General features: G+C 71.4%; 14 protein-coding genes. 5 read left to right on the top strand and 9 right to left on the bottom strand.

Translation table 11 applies throughout. From position 1 onward, the window contains the following. Positions 1 to 121: 121 nt before the first annotated feature. Positions 122 to 1,456 carry a 4-aminobutyrate--2-oxoglutarate transaminase gene (gabT, locus tag ABZT03_RS07435; RefSeq protein WP_356034805.1) on the top strand — a complete coding sequence of 445 codons (1,335 nt, stop codon included), beginning with the start codon at positions 122 to 124 and terminating at the stop codon, positions 1,454 to 1,456. 231 nt (positions 1,457 to 1,687) lie between these two features. Further along, complete coding sequence (locus ABZT03_RS07440; protein WP_356034807.1) at positions 1,688 to 2,527, top strand: phosphatase PAP2 family protein; 840 nt, start codon at positions 1,688 to 1,690, stop codon at positions 2,525 to 2,527. Here ABZT03_RS07440 and ABZT03_RS07445 read toward each other — a convergent pair. The 8 genes from ABZT03_RS07445 to ABZT03_RS07480 form a co-directional block, all read right to left on the bottom strand. Next, positions 2,466 to 4,262: a glycoside hydrolase family 18 protein gene (locus tag ABZT03_RS07445; RefSeq protein ID WP_356034810.1), complete on the bottom strand. Its 1,797-nt coding sequence runs from the start codon at positions 4,260 to 4,262 to the stop codon at positions 2,466 to 2,468. The genes ABZT03_RS07440 and ABZT03_RS07445 overlap by 62 nt on opposite strands. Positions 4,263 to 4,346: 84 nt before the next feature. Further along, entirely contained in the window at positions 4,347 to 4,799 is a 453-nt protein-coding gene (locus ABZT03_RS07450) for a hypothetical protein (RefSeq protein WP_356034813.1), read from the bottom strand. A 116-nt stretch (positions 4,800 to 4,915) separates the two neighbouring features. Continuing rightward, the gene (locus ABZT03_RS07455) at positions 4,916 to 6,334 is read right to left on the bottom strand and encodes an FAD-dependent oxidoreductase (protein ID WP_356034815.1); all 1,419 of its coding nucleotides are present in this window, start codon (positions 6,332 to 6,334) and stop codon (positions 4,916 to 4,918) included. A 29-nt stretch (positions 6,335 to 6,363) separates the two neighbouring features. Further along, positions 6,364 to 7,164, bottom strand: a complete 801-nt coding sequence (locus ABZT03_RS07460; RefSeq protein ID WP_356034818.1) for an ABC transporter permease — start codon at positions 7,162 to 7,164, stop codon at positions 6,364 to 6,366. After that, on the bottom strand, positions 7,165 to 8,094 hold the full coding sequence (locus ABZT03_RS07465) for an ABC transporter permease (protein WP_356034821.1): 930 nt from the start codon (positions 8,092 to 8,094) through the stop codon (positions 7,165 to 7,167). Continuing rightward, positions 8,094 to 9,260 carry an ABC transporter ATP-binding protein gene (locus ABZT03_RS07470; RefSeq protein ID WP_356034824.1) on the bottom strand — a complete coding sequence of 389 codons (1,167 nt, stop codon included), beginning with the start codon at positions 9,258 to 9,260 and terminating at the stop codon, positions 8,094 to 8,096. Before ABZT03_RS07470 ends, ABZT03_RS07465 begins: the two co-directional genes overlap by 1 nt. Next, positions 9,257 to 10,504, bottom strand: coding sequence for a spermidine/putrescine ABC transporter substrate-binding protein (locus ABZT03_RS07475; RefSeq protein ID WP_356034826.1), 1,248 nt, complete (start codon positions 10,502 to 10,504; stop codon positions 9,257 to 9,259). Before ABZT03_RS07475 ends, ABZT03_RS07470 begins: the two co-directional genes overlap by 4 nt. Before the next feature lie 55 nt (positions 10,505 to 10,559). Next, positions 10,560 to 12,095 (bottom strand): gamma-aminobutyraldehyde dehydrogenase, encoded by a 1,536-nt coding sequence (locus ABZT03_RS07480; RefSeq protein ID WP_356034829.1) that lies wholly within the window; start codon positions 12,093 to 12,095, stop codon positions 10,560 to 10,562. A gap of 207 nt (positions 12,096 to 12,302) precedes the next feature. Between ABZT03_RS07480 and ABZT03_RS07485 the strand changes: the two genes are divergently transcribed. Further along, positions 12,303 to 12,872, top strand: coding sequence for an NADAR family protein (locus ABZT03_RS07485; protein ID WP_356034831.1), 570 nt, complete (start codon positions 12,303 to 12,305; stop codon positions 12,870 to 12,872). 138 nt (positions 12,873 to 13,010) lie between these two features. On the opposite strand, the gene ABZT03_RS07490 is transcribed toward ABZT03_RS07485, so the two are convergent. Beyond that, positions 13,011 to 13,991 carry a DUF4190 domain-containing protein gene (locus tag ABZT03_RS07490; protein WP_356034834.1) on the bottom strand — a complete coding sequence of 327 codons (981 nt, stop codon included), beginning with the start codon at positions 13,989 to 13,991 and terminating at the stop codon, positions 13,011 to 13,013. A 149-nt stretch (positions 13,992 to 14,140) separates the two neighbouring features. Between ABZT03_RS07490 and ABZT03_RS07495 the strand changes: the two genes are divergently transcribed. Continuing rightward, positions 14,141 to 15,202 carry an adenosine deaminase gene (locus ABZT03_RS07495; RefSeq protein ID WP_356034837.1) on the top strand — a complete coding sequence of 354 codons (1,062 nt, stop codon included), beginning with the start codon at positions 14,141 to 14,143 and terminating at the stop codon, positions 15,200 to 15,202. A 62-nt stretch (positions 15,203 to 15,264) separates the two neighbouring features. Further along, a complete protein-coding gene (locus ABZT03_RS07500) occupies positions 15,265 to 15,981 on the top strand; it encodes a glycerophosphodiester phosphodiesterase (RefSeq protein WP_356034839.1) in 717 nt (238 codons plus the stop codon). Positions 15,982 to 16,141: the final 160 nt, after the last annotated feature.

A 16,141-nucleotide genomic window follows, 5' to 3' on the forward strand; every position in this document is an offset into this window, starting at 1 on the left:
GCGGGAAGAGACAGTCCCCGGCCCGCCGGGCGTCCGGGCGGACCGGGCGGGCCGCGCCGCCCGCGTCCCCGCCGGACCGTCACAGCAGTTCACGTCACCGCAAGATCACCAGGAGCCCCTCATGACCGCACTTCCGCAGGAGCGCCGCGTCGTCACCGCCATCCCCGGCCCGAAGTCGCAGGAGCTGCAGGCCCGCCGTACCGCCGCGGTCGCGGCCGGAGTGGGCTCCGTGCTGCCCGTGTTCACCGCGCGGGCGGGCGGCGGCATCATCGAGGACGTCGACGGCAACCGCCTGATCGACTTCGGCTCCGGCATCGCGGTGACCTCGGTCGGCGCCTCCGCCGAGGCGGTCGTACGCCGGGCCGCGGCGCAGCTCGCCGACTTCACCCACACCTGTTTCATGGTCACGCCCTACGAGGGGTACGTCGAGGTCGCCGAGGCGCTCGCGGAGCTGACCCCGGGCGACCACGCCAAGAAGTCCGCCCTGTTCAACTCGGGCGCCGAGGCCGTCGAGAACGCCGTGAAGATCGCGCGGGCGTACACCAGGCGGCAGGCGGTCGTCGTGTTCGACCACGGCTACCACGGGCGCACCAACCTGACGATGGCGCTCACCGCGAAGAACATGCCCTACAAGCACGGCTTCGGCCCGTTCGCGCCCGAGGTCTACCGGGTGCCGGTCGCGTACGGCTACCGCTGGCCCACCGGCGCCGAGAACGCCGGCCCCGAGGCCGCCGCGCAGGCGATCGACCAGATCAGCAAGCAGGTCGGCCCGGACAACGTGGCCGCGATCATCATCGAGCCGGTGCTCGGTGAGGGCGGCTTCATCGAGCCGGCCAAGGGCTTCCTCCCGGCGATCAGGAAGTTCGCCGCGGACAACGGCATCGTCTTCGTCGCGGACGAGATCCAGTCCGGCTTCTGCCGCACCGGCCAGTGGTTCGCCTGCGAGGACGAGGGCATTGTCCCCGACCTGATCACCACCGCGAAGGGCATCGCGGGCGGTCTGCCGCTGGCGGCCGTCACCGGCCGCGCCGAGATCATGGACGCGGCGCACGCGGGCGGCCTGGGCGGCACCTACGGCGGCAACCCGGTGGCCTGCGCCGGTGCGCTCGGCTCGATCGAGACCATGAAGGAGCTCGACCTCAACGCCCGGGCGAAGAACATCGAGGCGATCATGAAGTCCCGCCTCGGGGCCATGGCGGAGAAGTTCGACATCATCGGCGACGTCCGCGGCCGGGGCGCGATGATCGCGATCGAGCTGGTCAAGGACCGCGCCACCAAGGAGCCGAACCCGGAGGCCACCTCGGCGCTCGCCAAGGCGTGCCACCAGGAGGGCCTGCTGGTCCTGACCTGTGGCACCTACGGCAACGTGCTGCGTTTCCTGCCCCCGCTGGTCATCGGCGAGGACCTGCTCAACGAGGGCCTCGACATCATCGAGCAGGCCTTCACGACCGTCTGAGCCCGGCGGGCGCACAGCGGGGACCCGGGCGGCCCACAGAGACACAGCTCAGCGGCCCCGCCCGGCCCGCCGGCGCTCCCCGCGGCGGTCGCCGGGCCGGCGGGTCCGGGCGTCGGAGGGTGTGAAGAACGTGTGCGGGGTGCATGGCGGGTACGGGTTCCGCCTGTCCTGCGCCCACGGCCTGTCGTAGGTTTCTTCCAGATGAGAGATACACCCCGCCCACAGGGGACTGTGGGTGACATCAGGCCGGGGCCTCCCCAGCTTCGACCTGGTCGTGCCTTCGCGCACACAACCGGGGCCTCTGGCTCCGGGTCTCCTCACCGATCGGACAGTCGCCCGCCCCAAACCCCCCGGGGCGGCCGACCATCCGATCCGATCGGCCGCCCCGGAACCACCCCCCCTGTTCCGGGGCGGCCGGCCCATTTCCCCCCCTTCCTCCTTCTCGGCCTTCCGGCCCTCCTGTTCGCGCTGATCACCTGGCAGGTCGTCGCCGACGGCCCGCTGCTGCGGGCGGACCGGCGCCTCAGCCGCGCCCTGGTCCATCCGGACGGCGCCTCGAAACTCCTCGCCGACCTCGGCGGCGTCCAGATCGCGGTGCCCGTCCTGGTGGCGGTCATGGCGTACGCGGCGCTGCGGGCACGGCGCGCCGGTGAGGACCGCTGGTGGCTGCCGGCCGTGTCGGCCGGTGCCGTGATGGCCCTGGTCCCGGCCCTGGTCGTCCCGCTGAAGGAGCTGACCGCCCGGCCGGGGACCCCGGTCATGCCTCCCGGCAGCGGCTACTACCCCTCCGGCCACACCGCGACGGCCGCCGTCGCCTACGGCTGCGCGACCCTGCTCCTGCTGCCGCTGACGCGCGCGGCGGCCGGCCGCCGCGCGCTGCTCGCCGGGTGTGCGGCGGTCAACGCGGGCGTCGGCTTCGGGCTGGTCCGGCACGGCTACCACTGGCCACTGGACGTCGTGGCCAGTTGGTGCCTGTGCGCGGTGCTGCTCGGCCTGCTGCGCCGCCTCCTCAGCCGAAGTAGCCGTCGAAGGTCTTCTGGAACTCCCAGTTCGCGAACCGGTCCCAGTTGACCGACCAGGTCATCAGGCCGCGCAGCGCGGGCCAGGTGCCGTGGGTGGCGTACGAGCCGCAGTTCGTCTTCTTCGTCAGGCAGTCCAGGGTCCTGGTGACCTCGGCCGGGGAGACGTAGCCGTTGCCCGCGTTGGTGGAGGCGGGCATGCCGATCGCGACCTGGTCCGGGCGCAGCGGCGGGAAGACGTTGTTCGCGTCGCCCGCCACCGGGAAGCCGGTGAGCAGCATGTCGGTCATCGCGATGTGGAAGTCGGCGCCGCCCATGGAGTGGTACTGGTTGTCGAGGCCCATGATCGAGCCGGAGTTGTAGTCCTGGACGTGCAGCAGGGTCAGGTCGTCGCGCAGGGCGTGGATGACCGGGAGGTAGGCGCCCGCCCGCGGGTCCTGGCCGCCCCACTTGCCGGTGCCGTAGTACTGGTACCCGAGCTGCACGAAGAAGGTCTCCGGCGCCATGCTCAGGACGAACTTCGAGCCGTACTTCGCCTTCAGGGTCTTCAGCGCGGAGATCAGGTTGACGATCACCGGCGTCTTCGGGTTCTTGAAGTCGGTGTCGTCGGCGTTCAGGGAGAGCGAGTGGCCCTCGAAGTCGATGTCGAGGCCGTCGAGGCCGTAGGTGTCGATGATCTTCGACACGGAGGAGACGAAGGTGTCGCGGGCCGCGGTCGTCGTCAGCTGCACCTGGCCGTTCTGGCCGCCGATGGAGATCAGCACCTTCTTGCCGGCCGCCTGCTTGGCCCTGACCGCCGCCTTGAAGTCGGCCTCGCTCTCGGCGTTCGGGCACTCGGTGACCGGGCAGCGGGTGAAGCGGATGTCCCCGGACGTGACGGAGGTCGGCTCGCCGAAGGCCAGGTCGATGACGTCCCAGCTGTCGGGGACGTCGGCCAGGCGGGTGTAGCCGGCGCCGTTGGCGAAGCTGGCGTGGAGGTAGCCGACGAGGGCGTGGGCCGGCAGGTCGGTGGAGCCGCCGCCGGTCCCGGCGGTGGTCGTCGCGGTCACCGTCGCCGATCTGGCGGACTCGCCGGCGGCGTTCACCGCGGCGACCTGGAAGCCGTACGCCGTCGAGGCGGACAGTCCGGTCACGGTCGCCGAAGTCCCGTTCACCGTCTGGGTTTTGACGCCATCGCGGTACACGGCGTAGCCGGTCGCGCCGGTGACCGCCGACCAGGACAGGGCGACGCTGGAGGAGGTGACGGTGCCCGCCCTGAGCCCGGTCGGGGCGGCGGGCGGCTGACCGGCGTTCGCGCCGGGACCGACGAGCGAGACGTCGTCGGCGTAGTAGGCGCCGGTGCCATACCAGCCGTGGGTGTAGATCGTGACCCGCGTGGTGGAGGGGCCGGTGCGGAAGGTGGTGGAGAGCTGCTGCCAGGCCGGGGCGGACTGGGTCCAGGTGGAGACGTCGGTGGTGCCGGTGCCGCTCGCGCCGAGGTAGACGTAGGAGCCGCGGACGTACCCGGACAGCGTGTACTGCGCGTCGGGCTGCACGGTCACCGTCTGCGCGCACTGGGCGTTGTCGCTGCCGGCCGGGGTCGCCTGCAGGGCCGAAGCGCCGCTGTGCACGGGTGAGCCGACCGTGGTGCCCGCCGTGCAGGCCCAGCCGTCGAGGCCCGCCTCGAAGCCGCCGTTGCGGGCGAGGTCCGCGTCGGCCGCACGGGCGGCCGACGAGAGCGCGGTGATGCCGGGGACGGCCAGGAGCGTGGCCGTGAGCGCGGCGAGGACGGATCTGGTGCGATCCACAAGGACCTCCGGACATGGGGGAATTGGAGGGTGGAGCGCGCTCAATTTGGTCCAGACCAATCCTGTTGTCAAGACCTCGGACCGCTACCTGCCGTCGTCGCCTGCCGGTCCCGCCGCCGCTTCGTGCATCGCCAGCTCCAGCAGCGCGGGATCGGTGAGGGTGCCGGATCCGTCGGGCGGGACCAGCCAGCGCACCCCGCCGGTCGGCCGGCCCGGGTACGGCACGACGATCCAGGTGCCGGTGCCGGCCGTACGGATGCCCGTGCCGAGCCAGCGGGCCGCCGTGCCGGGCGGCACCAGGAAGCCCATCCGGGCGTCGCCGAAGTCGACCAGCACCGGTCCCGGCCGGTCGAGGATGCGGGTGAGGACGTCGAGCGTCGGATAGCCGAGCGCGCTCGGCAGGATCAGGACGTCCCAGGCCCGGCCGGCGGGCAGCAGCGCGACCCCGTGGGGGTTGCGCTCCCATTCCCGCCGGCAGGCCCGGGGGTCCGGTGCGACGGATGCCAGCCACTCCACCGCCGTCTTCGCCCCAGTCATGAGGAGACCTCCCGTTCCCTCGTGGACGCCGGTCGCGTCACGAGGGAGAGGGAGGTCTCCCGCCGGCATTACGCGGGTTCCGGCACCCCGTTGGAGTGAACCCGGACACCGCGCGGTCAGCTGTCGAAGCCGAGCCCCAGCCGGTCCATGGTCCGCAGCCACAGGTTCCGCCGCCCGCCGTGCGTGTCGGCGCGGGCCAGCGACCACTTGGTGAGGGCGATACCGGTCCACGCGAAGGGCTCCGGCGGGAAGGGCAGCGGCTTCCTGCGGACCATCTCCAGCTCGGTGCGCTCGGTGCGCTCCCCCGCCAGCAGGTCCAGCATCACGTCCGCGCCGAACCGGGTCGCGCCCACCCCGAGACCGGTGTAGCCCGCCGCGTAGGCGACCCTGCCGCGGTGCGCGGTGCCGTAGAACGCCGAGAACCGCGAGCAGGTGTCGATCGCGCCGCCCCACGCGTGCGTGAAGCGCACCCCCTCCAACTGCGGGAAGCAGCCGAAGAAGTGCCCGGCGAGCTTCGCGTACGTCTCCGGGCGGTCGTCGTGCTCGGCCCGCAGCCGGCCGCCGTAGGGGTAGATCGCGTCGTAGCCGCCCCACAGGATCCGGTTGTCGGCGGACAGCCGGAAGTAGTGGAACTGGTTCGCCGAGTCCCCGAGGCCCTGCCGGTTCTTCCAGCCCACCGACGCCAGCTGGTCGGCGGTGAGCGGTTCGGTCATCAGGGCGTAGTCGTACACCGGCACGGTGTACGCCCGCACGCGCCGGACCAGGTTCGGGAAGACGTTCGTGCCGAGCGCGACCCGGCGGGCCCGGATCCGCCCGTACGGCGTGTCCACGGCCATCCCGGCGCCGTACGGCTTCAGGCTCAGCGCGGGGGTGTGCTCGTGGACGCGGACGCCCAGGCGCAGACAGGCGCGCTTGAGGCCCCAGGCGAGCTTGGCCGGATGGAGCATGGCCACGCCCCGGCGGTCGTGGAGACCGGCCAGGAAGGTCGGCGAGTCGACCTGCTCCCTGACCGCCTCCCGGTCGAGGAACTCCAGACCGTCGGCGAGGCCGTGGCGCTCGGTCTCGGCGTACCAGTCGCGGAGTTCGGCCGCCTGGTGCGGTGCGGTGGCGACGTCGATCTCGCCGGTCCGCTCGAAGTCGCAGTCCAGGGAGTACCGGGCGACCGCCCGCTCGATCTCGTCGAGGTTGCGGGCGCCCAGTTCCTCCAGCCGGTGGATCTCCTCGGGCCAGCGGGTGAGGCCGTTGGCCAGACCGTGGGTGAGGGAGGCGGCGCAGAAGCCGCCGTTGCGGCCCGAGGCGGCCCAGCCCGCCTCGCGGCCCTCGATCAGCAGCACGTCCCGCCCGGGGTCGCGCTCCTTGGCGTTCAGCGCGGTCCACAGTCCGCTGTAGCCGCCGCCGACCACGAGCAGGTCGCAGGTCTCGGTCCCGGTGAGGGCGGGCTCGGGGTGGGGTTTGCCGGGATCCTCCAGCCAGTACGGGACCGGCCGAGCGTCGGAGAGTGAGGTGGTCCAGCGGTTCATGGCACCTGGGGCCATGATGTCAACTCCCTACGAGGATCTCGCGGTTATGCCTTCTGGCGGTTGCGGCGGTTGCCGAGGAGCATCGAGACCAGCACGAGCAGCACGGCGACGAGGAACATCGTCGTACCGATCACGTTGATCTGGACGGGCGTGCCGCGCTGCGCCGAACCCCACACGAACATGGGGAAGGTGACGGTCGAGCCCGCGTTGAAGTTGGTGATGATGAAGTCGTCGAAGGAGAGCGCGAAGGCCAGCAGCGCGCCCGCCGCGATGCCGGGGGCCGCGATCGGCAGGGTCACCCGCAGGAAGGTCTGCAGCGGACCGGCGTACAGGTCCTGCGCGGCCTGCTCCAGCCGCGGGTCCATCGACATGACCCGCGCCTTCACGGCCGTGACGACGAAGCTGAGGCAGAACATGATGTGCGCGATGAGGATGGTCCAGAAGCCGAGCTGGGCGCCCAGGTTGAGGAACAGGGTGAGCAGCGAGGCGGCCATGACGACCTCGGGCATCGCCATCGGCAGGAAGATCAGCGAGTTCACGGCGCCGCGGGCGCGGAAGCGGTAGCGGACCAGCGCGAAGGCGATCATCGTGCCGAGGACGGTCGCACCGATCGTCGCCCAGACGGCGATCTGGAGGCTGAGCGACAGCGAACCGCACATGCCGGCGACCCCGCAGGGGTCCTTCCAGGCGTCCGTGGAGAACTGCTGCCACTCGTAGTTGAAGCGCCCCTTCGGCTTGTTGAAGGAGAACACCGTGACCACGACGTTCGGCAGCAGGAGATAGCCGAGTGTCAGCAGTCCCGCGATGACGACGAAGTGGCGCCTGAGCCAGTTGACGAAGGCCATTTAAACCAGATCCTCCGTGCCGGACTTGCGGATGTAGACGGTGACCATGGCGAGGATCGCCGCCATCAGGATGAACGACAGCGCCGCGGCCGTCGGGTAGTCCAGGATGCGCAGGAACTGCGTCTGGATGACGTTGCCGACCATGCGGGTGTCGGTGGAACCGAGCAGGTCCGCGTTGACGTAGTCGCCGGCCGCCGGGATGAAGGTCAGCAGGGTGCCGGAGACCACGCCCGGCATCGAGAGCGGGAAGGTGACCCTGCGGAAGACCGTGACCGGCCGCGCGTACAGGTCACCGGCCGCCTCGTGCAGCCGGCCGTCGATGCGCTCCAGCGAGCTGTACAGCGGCAGGATCATGAACGGCAGGAAGTTGTACGTCAGGCCGCAGATCACCGCGAGCGGGGTGGCCAGCACCCGGTCCCCGGCGGTGATGCCGAGCCAGCTGGTGACGTCCAGGACGTGCAGCGTGTTGAGGGCGCCGACGACCGGGCCGCCGTCCGCGAGGATCGTCTTCCAGGCCAGCGTGCGGATCAGGAAGCTGGTGAAGAACGGCGCGATCACCAGGATCATGATCAGGTTCCGCCAGCGGCCCGCGCGGAAGGCGATCAGGTAGGCGAGCGGGTAGCCGAGGATCAGGCACAGCACCGTGGCGGAACCGGCGTACAGCACCGAGCGCAGGAACTGCGGCCAGTAGTCGGACAGCGCGTTCCAGTAGGTCGCGAAGTGCCAGGTGACCTTGTAGCCCTCCTCCAGGGAGCCCGTCTGCACGGACGTGGAGGCCTGGTAGACCATCGGCAGCGCGAAGAACACGATCAGCCACAGCAGGCCGGGCAGCAGCAGCCAGTACGGGACGAGTCGGCCGCGTTTGCGCGGCGGCTTGGTCTCCGGGGCCGTCGGGGACAGCGGCGGGGGTGCTTCGGTGAGCGTCGACATCAGGCCGCCTCCTCCGCGAGGTCGATGCCCGCGTCGATGTCCTGGGCCGCGTCCAGGCCGAAGGTGTGCCCGGGGTTCCAGTGCAGGACGACCTCGGCGCCGGGCACGAGCCGGGCGTCGCGGTCGATGTTCTGGGCGTAGACCTCGAACTCGGGGCAGACGGGGCTGTCGATGACGTACTGCGTGGAGACGCCGATGAAACTGGAGTCGGCGATCCTGCCGGTGATCCGGTTGCGGCCCTCGGGGATCTCGCCGGCCTCGTCGGCGTGCGCGAGGGAGATCTTCTCCGGGCGGACCCCGACCAGCACCTTGCCGCCGGTGGTCGTCGGGGCGGAACAGCGCGCCGCGGGCAGGACGAGCTTGGCGCCGCCCGCTCCGAGGACGATGTCGTCGCCGATCCGGGAGTCGACCTCCGCCTCGATCAGGTTCGAGGTGCCGAGGAAGTTCGCGACGAACGTCGTCTGCGGGTTCTCGTAGAGGTCGGCGGGCGAGCCGAGCTGCTCGACACGGCCCGCGTTCATCACGGCGACCGTGTCGGCCATGGTCATGGCCTCCTCCTGGTCGTGCGTGACGTGCACGAAGGTGATGCCGACCTCCGTCTGGATGCGCTTGAGCTCCAGCTGCATCTGGCGGCGCAGCTTGAGGTCGAGGGCGCCGAGCGGCTCGTCGAGCAGGAGCACCTTGGGCGTGTTGATCAGGGCCCGGGCGACGGCGACGCGCTGCTGCTGGCCGCCGGAGAGCTGGTGCGGCTTCTTGCGGGCCTGTTCGCCGAGCTGTACCAGGTCCAGCATCTCGCCGACCTGCTTCTTCACCGACTTGATGCCGCGCCTGCGCAGCCCGAAGGCGACGTTCTCGAAGATGTCCAGGTGCGGGAAGAGGGCGTAGGACTGGAAGACGGTGTTCACCGGCCGCTTGTACGGCGGCAGGGCGGTCACCTCCTGATCGCCGAGGAAGACGGTGCCGGAGGAAGGTTCCTCCAGTCCCGCGATCATCCGCAGGGTGGTGGTCTTGCCGCAGCCGGAGGCGCCGAGGAGGGCGAAGAACGAGCCCTGCGGGACGGTCAGGTCCAGCGGCTGTACGGCGGTGAAGGAGCCGTAGGTCTTGCTGATGCCCGAGAGGCGGACGTCGCCGCCGCGGTCGGTGCTGTTCGTCGTCACGGTGGTCACGCCCCAGTCAGCTTCGCGAACTTCTCTTCGAACGCCGTCTCTTCCTTCGCGCTCAGGGAGCGGAAGGCACGGGACTTGGCGGCCATGGCCTTGTCGGGGATGATCAGCGGGTTGTCCGCCGCCCCCTTGTCGATCTTCGCCAGCTCGGGCTTCACGCCGTCGACGGGACACACGTAGTTGATGTACGCGGCGAGCTGTGCGGCCGGCTTCGGCTCGTAGTAGTAGTCGATGAGCCGTTCGGCGTTCGTCTTGTGACGCGCCTTGTTGGGGATCAGCATGTTGTCGGTCGACGTCATGTATCCGCTGTCCGGGATCAGGAAGTCGATGTCCGGGCTGTCCGCCTTCAGCTGCACGACGTCACCGGCCCAGGCGACGCACGCGGCGAAGTCGCCGCTGGTCAGGTCCGAGGTGTAGTCGTTGCCGGTGAAGCGGCGGATCTGCCCCTTGTCGACGGCCTTCTGCAGCCGGGCGATCGCCGCGTCGTAGTCGTCGGCGGTGAAGTTCGCCGGGTCCTTGCCCATGTCCAGCAGCGTCATGCCCATGGTGTCGCGCATCTCCGACAGGAAGCCGACGCGGCCCTTGAGCTTCGGGTTGTCGAGCAGGTCGGAGATCGACTTCACCTCGACGCCGTCGAGCGCCTTCTTGTTGTAGGCGATGACGGTCGAGATGCCCTGCCAGACGTAGGAGTAGGCGCGGCCCGGGTCCCAGTCCGGGTCGCGGAACTGCTCCGACAGGTTGGCGTAGGCGTGCGGGAGGTGGGAGGAGTCCAGCTTCTGCACCCACCCCAGTCGGATGAGACGGGCGGCCAGCCAGTCGGTGAGGACGATGATGTCCCGGCCGGTGTCCTGGCCGGCGGCGAGCTGCGGCTTGATCTTGCCGAAGAACTCGTTGTTGTCGTTGATGTCCTCGGTGTACTTGACCTTGATGCCGGTGCGTTCGGTGAAGGCGTCCAGCGTCGGGTGGTGCTTGCCGCTGTCGTCGACGTCCATGTACTCGGTCCAGTTGGAGAAGTTCACGCTCTTCTCGGTGGCCGAGTGGTCGTCCGCGGAGACACCGCCCTGCGTCTGGCCCGCCGCGGGGATGCCGCAGGCGCTCAGTGCCCCCAGTCCACCGACCGCCAGCGCGCCGCCGGCGGAGGCGCGCAGCATCGAGCGGCGTGTCAGGGAGGCCCTGCCGTTGCGGAGGCTGCGCCGCATCGCGGAGACCTGGGCCGGGGACAGGCGGTCGGGCTCGTACTGCTCCATGCGCTTGGTGCCCTTTCGGGAGGGTGTGCGGCCGCGGGTCGGGCGGCCTGTTCTGCTATCGGTCCCCGAAGACGGTGCGGTGCCAGTCCTTCCGGGCCACCGCCGTGTTGTCGAACATCACGTGCTTGATCTGCGTGTACTCCTCGAACGAGTACGCGGACATGTCCTTGCCGAAGCCGGACGCCTTGTACCCGCCGTGGGGCATCTCGCTGATGATCGGGATGTGGTCGTTGACCCACACGCAGCCCGCCTGGATCTCGCGGGTGGCGCGGTTGGCCCGGTAGACGTCACGGCTCCAGGCGGAGGCGGCGAGCCCGTAAGGGGTGTCGTTGGCCAGCCGGATCCCCTCATCATCGTCGTCGAACGGCAGAACGACCAGCACAGGACCGAAGATCTCGGCCTGGACGATCTCGCTGTCCTGCGCGGCGCCGGTGATGAGGGTGGGGCGGTAGTACGCCCCGTCCTTCAGATCACCCTCGGGCACCTCACCGCCGGTGACCACCCGCGCGTAGGCCCGCGCCCGGTCGACGAAGCCCGCCACCCGGTCGCGCTGGACGTGCGAGATGAGCGGGCCGAGGTCGGTGCCGGCCGCGAAGGGGTCGCCCAGCCGGACGGTGTCCATGAGGGCCGCCGTCCGGGCGACGAACTCCTCGTAGACGGGCCGCTGCACGTACGCGCGGGTGGCGGCCGTGCAGTCCTGGCCGGTGTTGATCAGCGCGCCCGCCACGGCGCCGTTGGCGGCCGCCTCCAGGTCCGCGTCGTCGAAGACCACGAAGGGCGCCTTGCCGCCCAGCTCCAGGTGCAGGCGCTTGACGGTCGCGGTGGCGATCTCCGCCACCCGCCTGCCCACCGCGGTGGACCCGGTGAAGGAGGTCATGGCCACGTGGGGATGCCCGACCAGGCGCTCACCGGCCTCCAGGCCGGTGCCGGTGACGATGTTGACCACGCCGTCCGGGATGCCCGCGTCGGTGGCGGCCCGCGCGAACAGCAGGGAGGTCAGCGGGGTCAGCTCGGCGGGCTTGAGCACCACGGTGTTGCCCGCCGCGATCGCCGGAAGGATCTTCCAGGCGGCCATCTGGAGGGGATAGTTCCAGGGCGCGATGGAGCCGACGACACCGATCGGTTCGCGTCGGACGTACGAGGTGTGGTCACCCGAGTACTCGCCGGCCGACTGCCCCTGGAGATGACGGGCGGCACCGGCGAAGAAGGCGGTGTTGTCGATGGTCCCCGGCACGTCGAACTCGCGGGTCAGCTTGAGCGGCTTGCCGCACTGCAGGGACTCCGCGCGGGCGAAGTCCTCGGCGCGCTCCGCGAGCACGGCGGCGAAGCGGTGCAGGGCGTCGGAGCGCTCGCCGGGGGTGGTGGCGGCCCAGCCGGGGAACGCCCCGCGCGCCGCGGCGACCGCCGCGTCCACGTCGGCGGTGCCGGCCAGCTCGTACGTGAGGACGTCCTCGCCGGTGGCCGGGTCGACGACCGTGTGCGTACGGCCGGAGGTGCCCTTGGCCGGACGGCCCGCGATGAACTGCGCGCCGTCCGCGAAGCGGTCCCGGGCCGGGAACCGGCTCGGGGTGGCGTTGCCCGGTTTGTGCATGTCGCTCTCCTCCGCCGGTGCCCGAACCTGAGGGCGGGTGGCGTAGCTCCAGCTTGATTTGAGTGCCGATCCTGACAGAGCAAAGGGACTCCAACAAGTGATTCCGTTGTTGCCTTTTGGTTACGCGACGGAATCTGTCGACCAGGTGTCGAGTCGGCGAGGAAAAGGGAGGACGGAGTGTCAGTGGTGCGTGCCACACTCGCGTGCATGGGGAAGATCGACTCCTGGGACACGCTGGTCAGCGAGGTCCGCGCGGGGGCACGGGTCAGGTATCTGCACTTCTGGGGGCACCGGCCGCGGGCGGACGGACAGGTCGGCGCGAGCTGTCTCAGCCAGTGGTGGCCGTCACCGTTCGTGGCCGACTCCGTGGTCTACGCGACCGCCGAGCACTGGATGATGGCCGGCAAGGCCCGGCTGTTCGGGGACGCCGAGGCGGCCGGGCGGGTGCTCGCCGCGAGACATCCCGCCGAGGCGAAGAAGGCAGGCCGGCTCGTGCGCGGCTTCGACGAGGCGGTGTGGGAGCGGGAGCGGTTCGCCCTCGTGGTCGAGGGCAGCGTGCGGAAGTTCGCCGCGGACCCCGCCCTGCGGGACTTCCTGCTGGGCACCGGGGAGAGGGTCCTCGTGGAGGCGAGCCCGCTGGACCGGGTGTGGGGCATCGGACTGGCCGCGGGCGACGAGGCGGCGACGGACCCGGAGCGGTGGCGGGGGCCGAACCTGCTGGGCTTCGCGCTGATGGAGGCCAGGGAGAGACTGGGGGGCGAGACGGCCGAGGGCTGACGGGGGCCTCGTCGGGGCCCTGGCTTTCCGGGCCTCTCGGCCTTCCTGGGCCTCTCGGCCTTCCTGTATCTCTCGGGCTTCCGCGGCTTCTCCGGCTTCTTGTACGGCGCTCCGGTGCGGGGCAGGGGCGGCCGGTCGCTAGCTCCCTTTCGCTATCAGGAGCGCGCTGATCACCAGGCCGGCGACGATGCCCACCGAGCCGCAGATGATCCCGGCGAGGGCCTGGCCCGGGTTGGTCGCCTCCCCTCGGCGGGCCCTCCCCCGGGCGACCAGACCGAAGATCACCGCGAGGATGCCCAGGGGGATGGCGAGCGGCCCCAGGCAGAAGAGGACGGACGAGACGATGCCGAGCACGAGACCGGCCGTGCCCAGGCCGTTGCTCGGCTGCGGGGTCAGGCCGGACCAGCCGTAGTACGCCCCGGCGCCCTGGGACCGCGGGGCGTGCGCTCCGCCCGGGCCGCCGTGTCCGCTCTGGCCCGGGTAGCCGTCGTAGCCGCCGTAGGAAGGCTGGGCCGGGTAGCCGTAGAGGACCTGGCCGGGGCCGTCGGGGGCGATCGGCGGCGGGGGCACCGGCTCCCCCTGGGGGTAGGGGGCGGCGGGCGGGGGGAACGGGCCGGCGGGACCGTGGGCCGGTGCGGAGGAATGCGGCGGGGCGAAGGGGTTCGGCTGAGCGCCGTGCTGGGACTGAGCGCCGTGCTGGGGTGCGGCGCCCTGCTGGGGTGGGGCGAAGGGGTTGACGCCCTGGCCGTTCGCGCCGGATCGGCCGTTCGGTCCCGCCGAGCCGTTCGCCGGAGTGGCCGGGGCGGACTGGTTCGGTGCGGCGAACGGGGACGCCCACGGGGCCGGTGAGGCGTCGACCGGCGGGGTGTGCGCCGGAGGGGTGCCGTAGGGACCGGGGAGAGCGGTGACGGTCTGCTGGTCGTGCACGGTGGGCGGTGGTCCGGCCGGGGTGCCGGTGCCGGTGCCGGGGGCGCCGCCGCTCGCCGGCGCCGGCCAGGGGGCCGGTGCCGGGGCCGCCGCGTCGCCCGGCCGGGCCGGCTTGTCGAGCGGGACCTTGCCGGCGGGTGGTCGGTCCCCCGTGCCCACGGGCGCGTTCGGCGGCTGCGCGTCGTCGGACATCGTGGGCCCCCTCCGTTGTGCGTGGCGTCATGCTATGCGGCGCCGCCCGCGTGTGTGCCTCCGGCCTACGATGATCCCGAGTCACCGATCAGCCGATCACCCGCGTCCCGCCGTACACCGGCCGGGGACGCCGTTTTTGGGGAGGACCCTTGACCGACCGCCTTGTCGACCCCGGCGTACCGCGCGACCTGCACGCGTTCATCGCGTCCCTGCCCAAGGCCGAACTGCACGTCCACCACGTCGGCTCCGCCTCCCCCCGCATCGTCTCCGAACTGGCCGCCCGCCACCCCGACTCCAGGGTGCCGACCGACCCCGAGGCGCTGGTCGATTACTTCACGTTCACGGACTTCGCCCACTTCATCGAGGTGTACCTGTCCGTCGTCGACCTGATCCGTACCCCGGAGGACGTCCGGCTCCTCACCTACGAGGTGGCCCGCGACCTGGCCCGTCAGCAGGTGCGCTACGCCGAGCTGACCATCACGCCGTTCTCCTCGACCCGGCGCGGTATCGACGAGCGGGCGTTCATGGACGCCATCGAGGACGCGCGCAAGGCCGCCGAGGCCGAGTTCGGGACCGTGCTGCGCTGGTGCTTCGACATTCCCGGCGAGGCCGGGCTCGAAGCGGCCGAGGAGACCGTACGGCTCGCCACCGACGACCGGGTACGCCCCGAGGGACTGGTGTCGTTCGGTCTCGGCGGCCCCGAGATCGGCGTACCGCGCCCGCAGTTCAAGCCGTACTTCGACCGGGCCATCGCCGCCGGACTGCGGTCGGTGCCGCACGCCGGCGAGACGACCGGCCCCGAGACCGTGTGGGACGCGCTGACCGACCTGCGGGCCGAGCGGGTCGGACACGGCACCAGTTCCGCCCGGGACCCCAAGCTGCTCGCCCACCTCGCCGAGCACCGCATCGCGCTGGAGGTCTGCCCCACCTCCAACATCGCCACCCGCGCGGTCCGCACCCTCGACGAGCACCCGATCAAGGAGTTCGTGGCGGCCGGGGTCCTGGTGACCGTCAACTCGGACGACCCGCCGATGTTCGGCACCGACCTCAACAACGAGTACGCCGTCGCCGCCCGGCTCCTCGACCTCGACGAGCGGGGCGTGGCCGACCTGGCCAAGGACGGGGTCGAGGCATCCTTCCTGAGCGGGGCCGGGAAGACCCGGATCAGGGACGAGATCGACGCGTACACCTCGGCATGGCTCGCCCCCTGAGCCCCGCCGCCCCCCTCGCAGCCGCACCCGCACCCGTCCTCGCATCGGAGAGCTCCGTCGCCATGACGTCCCCGCAGAACGTGACCGCCGTGGCCCACCGCGGCGACCCCTACCGCGCCCGGGAGAACACGCTCGACTCGCTGCGTTCCGCGCTGAGCCGGGGGGCGGACGCCGTCGAGGTCGACGTACGGCTCACCCGCGACGGTGTGCCGGTGCTACTGCACGACGAGACGCTGAAGCGGCTGTGGGAACTCGACCGGCCGCTGCACTCCCTCTCGGCGGCCGAGGTGCGCGGGCTGACCGGGGGCGGGGTGCCGACACTGGCCGAGGCGCTCGCCGCGGCCGACGGGAGCCGGCTGATGCTCGACCTGCCGGGGGCGCCGAGCCGGTCGGCGGTACGGCGGATTGTGGACGTCGTGCGGGAGTGCGGGGCCGGGGAGTGGGTGTACTACTGCGCGGACGCGCCGGCCATGCTCGCCGTGCGGGCGGCCGACCCGGCCGCCGAGATCGCGCTGACCTGGAAGACGGTCGCGCCGCCGCGGGCTGCGCTGCTCGCTGCGGTGCGGCCGCGGTGGCTCAACTACCGGTTCGGGCTGGTGTCACGGGAGTTGGCCGACCGGGTCCACCGGGACGGGTACCTGCTGTCCGTGTGGACGCCCGACACTCGGCGGTCGATGCGGCGGCTTCTCGACGCGGGTGTCGACTCGATCACTACCAACCGGGTCGATGTGCTGCACGCGTTGCGGGGTGGGGAGGCCGGGGGGCGGTCCGGGCGCTGAGTCGTGGTGGTGGCGTGGCTGCGGGTGCGTCGTGGCTCGGCGCGCCGTTCCCCGCGCCCCCGAAGCGGCGGCTGCGCCGCGCCCTTCGAGGGTGTGACAAGGGTTTCTCAGCCCCCTTAGGGGCGCTCCCCCCACAACACCCTTACTGGGTGCGGAACTT

The organism is Streptomyces sp. NPDC005574 (assembly GCF_040605435.1).
Taxonomy (GTDB): domain Bacteria; phylum Actinomycetota; class Actinomycetes; order Streptomycetales; family Streptomycetaceae; genus Streptomyces.